Source organism: Streptococcus sp. 2342 (assembly GCF_013276795.1).
Lineage (GTDB): Bacteria > Bacillota > Bacilli > Lactobacillales > Streptococcaceae > Streptococcus.
In genome coordinates this window covers 70215-83305 of sequence record NZ_VMLR01000003.1, presented here as the reverse complement: position 1 = coordinate 83305, position 13091 = coordinate 70215, and the positions used below count along the sequence as shown (strand labels likewise).

9 protein-coding genes are annotated in these 13091 nt (G+C 40.6%); 2 read left to right on the top strand and 7 right to left on the bottom strand.

What is annotated here, in order from left to right:
• Nucleotides 1-27: 27 nt before the first annotated feature.
• Together glpK and HT689_RS03020 are read right to left on the bottom strand one after the other, a co-directional pair.
• The gene (gene glpK / locus HT689_RS03025; protein ID WP_049511829.1) at nucleotides 28-1536 is read right to left on the bottom strand and encodes a glycerol kinase GlpK; all 1509 of its coding nucleotides are present in this window, start codon (nucleotides 1534-1536) and stop codon (nucleotides 28-30) included.
• Between the two features lie 158 nt (nucleotides 1537-1694).
• The gene (locus HT689_RS03020; RefSeq protein ID WP_173224925.1) at nucleotides 1695-3122 is read right to left on the bottom strand and encodes a helix-turn-helix domain-containing protein; all 1428 of its coding nucleotides are present in this window, start codon (nucleotides 3120-3122) and stop codon (nucleotides 1695-1697) included.
• Nucleotides 3123-3286: 164 nt separating this feature from the next.
• Here HT689_RS03020 and hslO point away from each other — a divergent pair, with 164 nt between their 5' ends.
• Together hslO and dusB are read left to right on the top strand one after the other, a co-directional pair.
• Nucleotides 3287-4159: an Hsp33 family molecular chaperone HslO gene (gene hslO, locus HT689_RS03015; RefSeq protein WP_000357854.1), complete on the top strand. Its 873-nt coding sequence runs from the start codon at nucleotides 3287-3289 to the stop codon at nucleotides 4157-4159.
• Complete coding sequence (dusB, locus tag HT689_RS03010) at nucleotides 4146-5126, top strand: tRNA dihydrouridine synthase DusB (RefSeq protein ID WP_000183308.1); 981 nt, start codon at nucleotides 4146-4148, stop codon at nucleotides 5124-5126. Before hslO ends, dusB begins: the two co-directional genes overlap by 14 nt.
• A gap of 77 nt (nucleotides 5127-5203) precedes the next feature.
• Here dusB and HT689_RS03005 read toward each other — a convergent pair whose 3' ends face one another.
• The 5 genes from HT689_RS03005 to HT689_RS02985 all read right to left on the bottom strand — a co-directional run bounded on the left by HT689_RS03005 (nucleotide 5204) and on the right by HT689_RS02985 (nucleotide 13091).
• Nucleotides 5204-7366, bottom strand: coding sequence for an RICH domain-containing protein (locus HT689_RS03005; RefSeq protein ID WP_173224922.1), 2163 nt, complete (start codon nucleotides 7364-7366; stop codon nucleotides 5204-5206).
• 76 nt (nucleotides 7367-7442) lie between these two features.
• On the bottom strand, nucleotides 7443-7970 hold the full coding sequence (locus tag HT689_RS03000) for an isoprenylcysteine carboxyl methyltransferase family protein (protein ID WP_050252578.1): 528 nt from the start codon (nucleotides 7968-7970) through the stop codon (nucleotides 7443-7445).
• Between the two features lie 167 nt (nucleotides 7971-8137).
• On the bottom strand, nucleotides 8138-9481 hold the full coding sequence (locus HT689_RS02995; protein ID WP_061438579.1) for a HAMP domain-containing sensor histidine kinase: 1344 nt from the start codon (nucleotides 9479-9481) through the stop codon (nucleotides 8138-8140).
• Nucleotides 9478-10131, bottom strand: coding sequence for a two-component system response regulator RR06 (rr06, locus tag HT689_RS02990; protein WP_049513297.1), 654 nt, complete (start codon nucleotides 10129-10131; stop codon nucleotides 9478-9480). Before rr06 ends, HT689_RS02995 begins: the two co-directional genes overlap by 4 nt.
• Nucleotides 10132-10658: 527 nt before the next feature.
• Nucleotides 10659-13091: an ATP-dependent Clp protease ATP-binding subunit gene (locus HT689_RS02985; RefSeq protein WP_173224919.1), complete on the bottom strand. Its 2433-nt coding sequence runs from the start codon at nucleotides 13089-13091 to the stop codon at nucleotides 10659-10661.

The following is a 13091-nucleotide window of genomic DNA, read 5'->3' as shown; positions in this document are numbered from 1 at the left end:
TAACTGAGTCGCTTTATTCTTCCAATATTAGTCATCTACTTCCGCAAAGACTTGAGTCGCTTTTACAGCCTTCTTCCAGCCCTTGTAGAGTTGTTCCTTGCGAGATTCGTTCATAGATGGCTCAAAAAGTTCCCCAGTCTCATTCAAGAGCTTCAACTCATCCAAGTCTTTCCAGTAACCTACTGACAAACCTGCTAGGAAGGCTGCTCCTAGAGCAGTTGTTTCCAAGTTTTTAGCGCGTGCGATATCGATTCCCAAGATGTCAGCTTGGAACTGCATGAGGAAGTTGTTCATAGCTGCACCACCGTCTACTTTCAAGACCTGTATAGCTGTCTGAGCATCCACTTGCATCGTATCGATAATATCACGCACTTGATAAGCAATTGATTGAAGAGTTGCCTTGATAAAGTCTTCCTTACTTGTTCCACGAGTCAAACCAAAGACAGAACCGCGAGCATTTTGATTCCAGTACGGTGCTCCTAGTCCTGTAAAGGCTGGAACTACATAAACTTCATCATCATTGTGAGAATCACGAGCATATTTTTCAGATTCTGGTGAATTTTCAACCATGCGAAGACCATCACGAAGCCACTGAATGGCACTTCCTGCAATGAAGATTGAACCTTCCAAGGCATAGTAAACCTTGCCGTTGATTCCGTAACCAATCGTTGTCAAGAGGTTGTTTTCAGACAACTGCATTTCTTCACCAGTATTCATGATGATAAAAGAACCTGTTCCATAAGTATTCTTGACCATACCTGGTTCAAAAGCCAACTGTCCAAAGAGGGCCGCTTGTTGGTCCCCAGCCATACCAGATATTGGCACTTCCCCACCATAGAAATGGAATGGAGCTGTCTTACCGTAAATTTCAGAGTTAGAACGAACTTCCGGAAGCATAGCCTTCGGAATGTTGAGAATTTCCAAAATCTCATCATCCCATTTGAGTTCTTTAATGTTATAAAGCATGGTACGGGCTGCATTTGAGTAATCCGTCACGTGAGCCGCACCGTCAGTCAATTTCCAAACCAACCAAGTATCAATGGTACCAAAGAGCAATTCCCCTTTTTCTGCTCGCTCTTGAGCGCCTTCTACATGGTCCAAAATCCAACGAACCTTAGTCGCTGAGAAGTAAGCATCGATAATCAAACCAGTCTTCTCATGGAATTTTTCCACATAACCTTGACTTTTTAGTTGCTCAGCCAAAGGTGCTGTCTGGCGTGACTGCCAAACGATTGCGTTATAGATAGGAAGCCCTGTTTTCTTATCCCAGACAACCGTTGTTTCACGCTGGTTGGTAATCCCGATTGCTTCGATTTGATTGGGCTTGACACCACTTTCGATGAAAGCTCCAGCAATAACAGACTGGACGGAATTCCAAATTTCATTGGCATTGTGCTCAACCCAACCTGCCTGAGGGAAAATCTGCGTAAATTCCTTTTGACTCGAGCTGACCTTTTCTCCTTTTTTGTTGAAAATAATGGCACGAGAACTTGTAGTTCCCTGGTCAATGGCCATGATGTATTTTTCTTGTGACATGTGCTGTCCTCCTGATAAAGATCTTGAGGTGTTTCCTCTTTACACTAACTAGTATACAAAATAAAGCGCTTTCTTGTTCATCAACTTTTTTTAATTTTTTAAAAAATGTGAGGAGATTGTGTGAATTTCACAAAAAAGGCCTGGGAGCACCAAGCCTTTTAGGGAAATAATAACTGACGAATCGCTGCCAAATCTTCCATATCCAAGTCATTTTTTAAATAATAAACTGGTGTTTGTTCCTTCTTATGAATCGGGTTATTGGTAACCAGCAAATCATAATGCCGAGTTCGGTCATAGGCTTCAATGGTAATAAAACGATTATATTCCAAATACCGTTTCAAAATGGCTACCATCCTTGAAAAGACAAGAAAACCTGATGTCAAATCCAGACCAATCCGCATATGCTGACCACCATTTTCAGCCATATATTCGATTAACTGGAGCCATTCCCAGAGAATCTTCTTATCTAAATCTGTCCCCTGTTGAAAAGCAGGTAGAGCATGAAAAATCTCCTCTGCTGTCCCCTTAAAATCATGTTCCATCAGTAAATATGGATGACGATTCTCCAACTGGTACTTGTAGCGATCCTGTAAAATATAGCCCTTATAGAGATAGACTTGAGCACAAAGCTGACTGAGTTCATAAGTAACGTGATCCTCTGTATAATCACTCAGCAATTCCTCCTTCTTCATTTCTTGAATCAATTGCGTCAGTAAATCTGCCAACTGCCCTCCAAAACCAAGGATATACTCCATAGTATGAAGAGGAAGAATGCGATGAGATAGGAGGAAAGAGAAGAAAATCATCATCTCCCCATCTTCAGTCCCTAGAGGAAGGTGTTGACCAGCGAAAAATGACGGAGCCTTTCTCAGCAAACGAAGGTAGAAAATATTGTCAAAATACCCTCGCATTTTCTCTTCTATCACTTGAAACTGACAGGCGTTAACCCGAAGACGTTGTTGACTGATATGAGACCAGAGAACCAAGTCCAATTTCTGGCCCGAAGACAAGCTTGCACCGCAGATTTCTTCTAGTGTAGCAATTTCCTGCTTTCTCTCTGGTTTCTGCATATGGCCTTCCCATTCCTGACTCGACCAGACCTTGCGGAAAAGACAGAAATAGAAATAGCGAATCTGATGCTCTGGACCTCGCCAACGTCCATTCTGGATGGATAAATCAAATTCTGACAAAATCTGATTTAAGCTAGCTAAGTGACGACCAAGCGTAGCCTCGCTAATCATCAATTCTTGAGCCAGCTGATGGGCTAAAAACTGTTGGTGGTAGAGAAGATAGACCACAATCTGGTATTTAACAGCATTCTCCAAAAACAGGCTCCGAATATCTCTCCCCTTGGTAGTTGCACCGATCGATAGACGCAGATTTTCATCTTCTAAGGAGATAGTCAGCTCTAAGCCACTATCCAAAGCCTTGTCATTGAGTAGGGTGACATATTTGGTTAGGGTTGCTTTTGAAAATCCTGTTTCCTCCATTACAGCCTTGACAGTCGTCTGAGACTCTTGTAATAGAAAGGAAAGGATTGAAAATTGGCCAGATTCAGCCTTTTCCATCAAATCTCCTAAATACATTTGTTACCCCTTTCATTTTCTACCTTAAGCATAGCATAAATCTTACAAATGCTGAAATAATCTGTTTCTCTTTTTATTTTCATGCTGATTTCCTAGTCCATTATCCTGAAAATCAGTAAACACACGGCTCCCTCTTTGGGCATTTTTATGCTAAAATAGTAGCTATGGATAAAATTATTAAAACTATATCAGAAAGCGGAGCCTTTCGTGCTTTTGTCCTTGATAGCACGGAAACCGTCCGCACTGCTCAAGAAAAACACCAAACCCAAGCTAGCTCAACTGTAGCGCTTGGTCGAACTCTTATCGCTAGCCAGATTCTCGCAGCCAATGAAAAAGGAAATACCAAACTAACAGTTAAGGTGCTTGGATCTAGCTCTCTAGGTGCTATCATCACCGTCGCTGATACCAAGGGGAACGTCAAAGGCTACGTTCAAAATCCTGGTGTTGACATCAAAAAGACTGCAACTGGTGAAGTTCTAGTCGGACCTTTTGTCGGCAATGGCCAATTCCTCGTTATCACAGACTACGGTACTGGAAATCCTTACAACTCTATGACTCCCCTCATTTCTGGGGAAATCGGTGAAGACCTTGCCTTTTACCTGACTGAAAGCCAACAAACGCCTTCAGCAGTCGGCCTCAATGTCCTTTTGGACGAGGAAGACAAGGTCAAGGTTGCAGGTGGTTTCCTAGTCCAAGTCTTACCAGGAGCCAAGGAAGAAGAGATTGCTCGCTTTGAAAAACGCATCCAAGAAATGCCAGCTATCTCAACCCTCCTCGAAAGTGAAGACCATATCGAAGCCCTCCTCAAAGCTATCTACGGTGACGAGGCCTACAAGCGTCTTTCTGAAGAAGAGATCCGTTTCCAATGTGACTGTAGCCATGAGCGCTTTATGAATGCTCTTGCCAGCCTTCCAAGCTCAGACTTACAGGAAATGAAAGAGGAAGACCACGGAGCAGAAATCACTTGTCAATTCTGCCAAACTACTTACAACTTTGATGAAAACGACCTGGAGGAACTCATTCGTGACAAATCTTAATACACCTTTTATGATTGGCAATGTTGAGATTCCCAATCGTACCGTTTTAGCACCCATGGCTGGTGTCACCAACTCAGCCTTTCGTACTATCGCAAAAGAGCTTGGAGCTGGACTCGTTGTCATGGAGATGGTCTCTGACAAGGGAATCCAATACAACAATGAAAAAACCCTGCACATGCTTCATATCGATGAAGGCGAAAACCCAGTCTCTATCCAACTTTTTGGTAGCGATGAAGACAGCCTAGCACGCGCAGCAGAATTCATCCAAGAAAACACCAAAACCGATATCGTCGATATCAACATGGGCTGCCCAGTTAACAAAATCGTGAAGAACGAAGCTGGCGCTATGTGGCTCAAGGATCCAGACAAGATTTACTCGATCATCAACAAGGTTCAATCTGTCCTTGATATTCCACTTACTGTCAAAATGCGTACCGGCTGGGCCGATCCATCTCTGGCAGTTGAAAATGCCCTCGCTGCTGAAGCAGCAGGTGTTTCTGCCCTCGCCATGCATGGCCGTACCCGCGAACAAATGTATACAGGTCATGCAGACCTTGAGACCCTTCACAAGGTCGCTCAAGCTTTGACCAAGATTCCATTCATCGCAAACGGTGACATTCGTACGGTCCAAGAAGCCAAACAACGTATCGAAGAAGTCGGTGCTGACGCAGTTATGATTGGCCGCGCTGCCATGGGAAATCCTTACCTCTTCAACCAAATCAACCATTACTTTGAAACAGGAGAAATCCTCCCTGATTTGACCTTTGAAGACAAGATGAAAATCGCCTACGAACACTTGAAACGTTTGATTAACCTCAAAGGGGAAAACGTAGCAGTTCGTGAATTCCGTGGCCTCGCTCCTCACTACCTCCGTGGAACATCTGGCGCTGCCAAACTCCGTGGAGCCATTTCACAAGCTAGCACTCTAGCAGAGATTGAGGCTCTTTTGCAATTGGATAAGGCTTAATAGACCAAAACCCGTAACTATCTTAAAGTTTACGGGTTTTTCTTGGATTTATATAAGCAATCAATGTCTATATGAAATTAGTCATTCTCCGTCTTTTTTCCTTTTAATAGATAAACACCTACTAGAGATATTAGACCTAAGAATTCCATAAGCAACGTTGACATTGTTCCAGTTGATGGGAGTGCTTGCTTATCTTTTTTATCTGAATTTGAACGATTTTCACTCATTTGATTTGCTTTATCAGCAAGAAGAACCATTTCCTTATCATCAGATTGAGTTTTTCCTTCCCTATTTTCCTCTGGCTCAGTAGCCATTTGTTTTTTAGGAAGTGTTTTAATCGCAAATAAGCTGAAATGACTCGTTTTGAAAACGACTTGCCCATTTTCGACTGTTGATGGGAGCAACTCCAACTCTCCATTTTTCTTCACATGGTAAACTTGAATCTCAGACTCAATATTACCAATTGCAAGACGAACTACTCTCTCTCCCTTCACATGGGTTTCTTTTCCATCTTTTGAAAGGGAAATATCAAATATGCGCACTGTTCCTTGCCCCGTTTGATGGGTAACATTATCAATCATTTCTTTTGTTGTTACCTCTTTAAGGTTGACAGAGTCTGCTTCTGTAGCAGTTTCAAACATAACAGTAATCTTGGCATTCCCATTTTGAGTTGTAAATACCTTTTGAACAGTAGATGTCGGTTGAGATGAGAGAGTAGGAGAAAGACTGTTAGATCTGGTAGGAGATGAAGAATTTGTCTCGTTTCCTGATGGTTTACTTGGGGTAGATGGTTTTACTTCTTGCTCTTTTTCTGGAGATTTTGGTTTAGTGGAAGCACTTGAACTTCCTGAAGAGCTAGTGGAACCGGAGTGACTTCCTGCAGTGGATCCTGATGGGTTCTGCTCTTTTTCCACAGGTTTGCTTGGAGTAGGTTTCTCTAGTTTTTCTGGAGTTTCTGGTTTAGTGGAGGATTCTGAATTTGACGAAGAAGATAAGCCCTTTTTAAAGTTAGACAAAGCTTCATCTAGTTTTGATTGACTTTCTGTAACCAGATCCTGTAGTTGGGCTTTTTGGGTTGATTCATCTAATTTATGCAAATACGTTTTTTCAATATCTTTTAGCTTTTTAATTAGCTCTACAGTATTGATATGTTGCTCTTTTTCTAAATTTTTCTTGATGTCATCTAATAATCCTGTTAGATGTTTAGTGACCGCTTCCTTTGCCTTATTTCGCTCTAAGCCGATTTCTCGTCCCTTATGTTTAACGACTAGAGCTTCTATCTCCTGTTCAGCTTCTTTCACTAGGTTTTCCACTTTTTCTTTACTCGAAGCCTCATCAAACATCCTTTTATACTTCTCTACAGATTCTTTGGATTCTCTTAAAAGATCTGTAAACCAAAAAACTCCTCCATTTTCCTTTTTTAAACGAGTAAGCATATAATTATCCAAAGTTGTTTTAGCTGTTTCTTTAGCTTCTTTAAGATTTGTCTCCGTAGTTTTTTCAGTAGAAACTATATTTCCTCCTTGATTTTCTACTTTTGGTGGAGTTGGATTATTATGTTCTTTTCCAGAAGGTGAATCAGAATCTAATCCTTGATTCGCAGGCTTAGTCGTATCACCTCTACCATTAGAAGAATTAGAATTTCCTGATGGTTCACTTTGTTTATTTGATAAACTATTCTTAAAGTCCTCTACCAACTTATCTAGCTTCGTTTGCCCCTCTTGCTGCAGTTTCTCTATTTTTTCTCTATCAGAAGCTCCACCAATTTTCTCCTGGTACTCTCGTACAATTCCCTGAGCTTGCTGGAGAATATCTCCAAATCCAGAAGCAGAATTATCTAATTTATTTAGAAGACTAGTCATATAATTAGACAAACTAACGCTAGCTTTTTTAACTACTTCATCATGTTCTTTATTACGTATTTCCAAACTTTCTTGATGAAAGTTATTCGCTATCTCATCTAGTACTGAATAGTTCATCTCCTGTTCAATCTGCTTTCTGTACTCAGCTTTTTTATCTTCAGGTAAAGCTGTCTCTCCCAACTCTTTTATCAACTGCTGTCTATATTCCTTCAGCTTATCTTGCCCACTAGATGTAACCATGGGGTTATTTCCACCTCCAACCCCTTCTGCATGGACTACTCCTCCTAAGAACAGACTAGCAACTACTACACTAGCTACTCCAATACTAAATTTACGAATTGAATAACGTACTTTTCTCTCACTTTTTGATGCAAACATAATTATTTCCTCCAATATTTTTCTTAACACTACTATATCATTTCAATATGAACTGTATATGAATTGAATCTTGTATTTATCTCTTTATGCTTCCATTTGGAATTATAACTTCATGTAATAACTTTTCCTCTTCAGCTATTCGTCGATACAAAATAACTGCATAAGCTGGAAAAACTAAAACAAAAGTCATATAGGCATGACTCAGCAAGGTCAGGCCAATCAACTCGGGAAGGATATTTAAAAAGTAATTGGGATGTTTTACTGTCCTAAATAAGACATGATCCACAAACTTATGATTCGGTGCTAACATCAACTTGACTGTCCAAATATCCCCAAGCAGATGAATAACAAGTAGTAACATCAACATAGAAAATATCAGGAGCACCAAACCCACAACACTCATCATATTGAAAGACGGTCGATAGACTAGGGCTTCCATAAAACAAGCCAGATAAAAAACAATATGAACCAAGGTAAGACGTTTGGTATTTTTAATGCCAAATTCTCGCCCACCATCCCTACGAAGCCGTTTTTCATTTGCAATTGATTTCTTTAGGAACAACAAGCGAATTAAAAATACACAGATAATGATTATTGCTATCATCACAATCCCCTTTCTTTACCACTACTGTAACATCTCTATGTTAACCCAATATGAATTGAAAAAGAAAAAGAACGAAAACTGATTCCGTTCTTTGATTTACTCTATCACTACCATTCAAACTATGCTTCCTTAAATTATCCTCAAGTAAGAAAAGAGTCTTACTAAAGCTAACTATCTGGTAACAAGCAGATTTTAAATTCCATCCCTTGTTCATAAGGCAAGAAACTATAGGACATACGATGACTCTCTAAAATATTCTTAACAATATAAAGACCCAACCCTGATCCTGTTTCTCTGTCTGTTACAATTTGTGAATGGTAAAAAATATCAAATAAATGTTCTAACTCTTCCTGATTCAACGGAGCACACGTATTCCTAATAGACAGATAACCATCTTGCTCAGAAATAGTCACAATGCCAGATTGATCTGAGTACTTGATAGCATTACTGATAAGATTTGTCAAGACTTTATCCAAAGCCTTCAAGCTCATCCTTACTTTTGTATCAGTAGTCAACTGATTATCAATCACAAGATTTTTAGAAAATGCCAATTCCTGATATCGAGACAAAACATCTGTCAAAACGGTATTTACCATTAAAATCTCACTGCACTCTGTCCATTCTTGAAATTTAGAAGATTCCAACACTTCCTCTAGCAAGAAACTCATCTGATCGATTTTATCAATACTCTTTTCAAGATACTTAGGATGATCCTTATAATCCCCCACATTGTATTGCATATTTTCTAAGATAATCCTGAGAGTAGCTAGAGGTGTCTTTAATTCATGCGATGCTCCACGGACAAAGGAAACCTTTTGATTTTGCAATTTTACAATTTGCTCATTGCGATTTTCCAACTCATGAATAACCTTCAACAAGTGCTCATACACACCATTAATCTGCTTTCCAACTTCACCAACTTCATCTTTTCTGCTTTCATCAAAACGAATATTGTCATCCAAATCTTGCATCTTACTAGTCACTTCTGAAATGTAAAAAAGAGGATTGAGCAAGCGTTTCGTATAAAAATAAGAAAAAACAAAGGAAAAAGCAATTGTAACCAAAAATGTATAGGGGAGATACAAAAGCAAAATATTCTTTGCTTCTTTGTAGATATCCACTCCCTGCACAAACTGCACCGTTACCTGTTTACCATCTGCTGTACTAACAGGCTTATCTAACATCACGATATAATTTGATAGCTCTCCATCTTTAATATCTAAGTCATGCACAAGAGGGAGCCGCTTATCTAAGATATCTCTTTTAAGGTGAGCAGATATGGTCAAGGACTTTGAATAAGACTGGAGTAAGCTTGGAATTTCATCAGCTGTCTTAGTCTTTAAATACTCCGTAAACACTCTTGCACTCTCATTAAACTTTTCCCCCTCCAATTGAATATAGTAAAAAGGAAAGGTCAAATAAATAGCTATATGAATGACTAGACCAACACCACCTAGAATTGCAAAACTTCTTAAAAAAGACTTGGTTAATAATTTAGGATTTTTTATCATAAGCTAATCTTATACCCAACATTTTTCACAGTCACAATGCAATCTAAAGCTAATTTTTTGCGAAGAGTACGAATATAGACGTCAACGACCCTATCACAAGGTAAATCAGCTACATCTTTTGAAATTTCTTCCAATATCTGCTCTCTACTTAAAACTTGATTTTTATGCTGAATCAAACACTTTAGTACCAATAATTCCTTTGGTTTGAGATCAATTTCTTCATTTTTATAATGTGCTTTGTAAGAGGTAAAATCCACTGTTACATCCTGATATTGCCAAAGATCCTCTATGACGTAGTAACGTCTGATAAGCGCTTTAATACGCTTGGCAAGCAGTACCAAAGAAAAAGGTTTTGTCACATGATCATCAGCATAGAGATCAAATACCTGTGACTGAGTAGTTTCATCTCCCAGAGCACTCAAGACGATGACAGGAATATCGTGCTCTTGATTGATTTCTTTTAACACTTCAAAACCACTCTTCCTAGGCATCATTAAATCCAGTACCATGAGATGGATAGGGAGATCTTGAAATTTTTCCAAGGCCTCTTGTCCATCCTTAGCCATAATGACATGATAACCCTCTTCTGTCAGAAATGCTGCAATTCCTTCTCTAATCATTTCCTCGTCATCTGCAACTAAAATGTTCATCTCTCTCCCTTTCTACTACCGGAACTTCACACATCTATTTCCTGTATGTTATTTGAAAATTTCCTACCAGCCTATCATCTATGATAATGGAATGGATTTCATTTATCCGCTACTTGTTGTCAACAACAACGTAAATACAAGAAAATCATTCATCTTGCAGCTTAGTTTGATTTTTCAAATACCAGCTAGAACAGGTTTGACAGGCAAAAAAGAAACAGGTCTCTTTTGAAAGGATAAAAATTTCAGATAAGACTGCTCTTTTTCTACTACACATGCTCTAAGACAAATACGATGGAGGGTAATAAACATATGAATTTTGGGTTGAATAGTGAAAACCACGGATCCTTTAGAAGCTATAGGTTTTAGTTTCATACTCTTCGAAAATCTCTTCAAACCACGTCATCTCTATCTGCAACCTCAAAACAGTGTTTTGAGCAACCTGCGGCTAGCTTCCTAGTTTGCTCTTTGATTTTCATTAAGTATCACTCCACTGTGACTTATGGTCAGATGCTGATACTTTTATTCTTTTATGCAATATCAAATTTTAACTGGCCTGCTTTAACACCAATCTTAAGTGTGCTACCTGCCTCTAATTCTCCCTTGAGAAGAAGTTCTGCCAACTTGTCTTCCACTTCTGTTTGCAGGGTTCTGCGAAGTGGACGAGCTCCCATCTCTGGGTCATATCCTTGATTTGCCAACAATTTCAGTGCGGAAGTTTGTAATTTCAAGTCAATGCCTTTTTCAGCCAAACTTGCCACTAAAGGTTTGACCATAATCTTCACCACTTCCTGCATATGGTCGCTAGACAGGCTATGGAAGACCACCTTTTCATCAATACGGTTGATAAACTCAGGTCTATAAGCTTTTTTCAGTTCTTCAAACATGCGTTTTTCCATATTTTCCTGGTCAAAACGAATGTCCTTAGCCCCAAATCCGACAGTCTTGTCATCACGAAGGGCTGTCGCACCAAGGTTTGACGTCATGATGATAATGGTATTTGAAAAGTCGACCTTGCGGCCCTTACTATCAGTCAGGACACCATCATCCAAGACCTGCAAGAGAACATTAAAGATGTCTGGGTGAGCCTTTTCTACCTCATCAAAGAGGAGAACGGAATAGGGTTTGTTGCGAACCTTCTCTGTCAACTCCCCACCTTCTTCGTAACCCACATAGCCTGGAGGAGCTCCGTTGAGACGGCTGGCTGCAAATTTCTCCATATACTCACTCATATCAAAGCGGATAAGGGCTGATTCGTCGTCAAAAAGAACTTCTGCCAGAGCCTTAGCCAATTCGGTCTTACCGACACCTGTGGGTCCTAGGAACATAAAGGAACCAATCGGACGCTTGTGACTACGAATACCAGACTGATTGCGGCGAATGGCACGGCTAATGCTTGAAACAGCTTGATCTTGCCCGATAACACGTTTGTGCAATTCAGCTTCCAGATTCAGGTATTTCTTGGCATCCGTTTGAGTCAGTTTTTGGACTGGAATACCTGACAAGCGACTCAAGGTGGTCAAAATATCAGCCTCTGTCACCAATTCTTTATAGACAGGCACTTCCTCTTCTGTTGCGATTAGCTGGGCTGCCTGTTTCCACTTGCCATCCATCAAGGCCTTGTCAGCTAAACTCAAGCCAGAATCGTCTGCTTTTACATGCTTTGACTTATTTTGCACTGTTGCTGCTGCCTCATCCAAGAGATCAATAGCAGAGTCTGGCAAGTGACGACTAGTCAAGTAACGATGTGCCATCTTGACGGCTGTTTCAACCGCTTCATCTGTGATTTGCACACGATGATGTTTCTCATAAGTCGCCTTCAAACCTTTCAAAATGGCCATACTGTCGACCACACTTGGCTCTTCAATCGTCACTTTGGCGAAACGACGAGAAAGAGCTGCGTCTTTTTCAATGTGTTTTTGATATTCTTCCTGAGTGGTCGCACCAACCGTTCTCAAAGTTCCACGCGCCAAGGCTGGTTTCAAGATATTGGCCGCATCCAGAGTTGAGTCAATCCCGCTCCCAGAACCCATGATGGTATGAAGTTCATCGATAAAGAGGATTACTTGGCCATCTTCTTCAATATCCTTGATGATATTATTCATGCGTTCTTCAAAGTCACCACGGAAACGTGTCCCTGCAACGACATTCATCAAATCAAGCTCTAACACGCGCATCTTGGCCATTTCCGCAGGCACATCCCCACTAGCAATACGCTGAGCGAGCCCAAGCGCCAAGGCTGTTTTCCCGACACCAGCATCCCCAACCAAGACAGGATTGTTCTTGGTCTTCCGGCTCAAGATTTGAATCATACGCGAGATTTCCTTGTCCCGACCGATGACTGGTTCTAACTTGCCAGAACGCGCTTGCTCTGTCAAATCATGCGTATAGTCCTCGAGACCACCACTCGGAGTCTGCGGCATGCCCATCATATTGGCCATAGAATTTTGTTTGTCAGCCACAGTACGATGGCGTTGACGTAAAGCCTTGAGGTCTTCACGAGTCCAACCTGCCCGTTCTTCTAAATTTCGACGAAGGGCAGCAATCTTGACCTGATCTTTCTTGTCTTCATAAGAAAAACCAGCCCTCTCCAAAATACGAGTCGCCAAGGCATTGCCATCATGCAAAATCGCATAGAGGACATGCTCTGTCCCTAGCACCTTAGCATGGACCACTGACGCTACATACTCTGCTTCATCAAAAAGAACCTGCAAACGATGGGAGAACGACAATTCCGTAAAGGTTTCATCCTGGCTATAGTCCGTTTCAGTCAGTTCCAAAGCTACTTCTTCTAAACGGTCCATCTCATATGGATAATCATTTAAAGTTGCCCCTGCCACACTATAACTGTGATTGGACATGGCAATCAACAAGTGCCAAGACTCTAGGTAACGAGCTCCAAAATGGCCAGCCACCATGTAGGCACTTTCGATACATTCATTCAATGCTTTTGAATAGTTCAT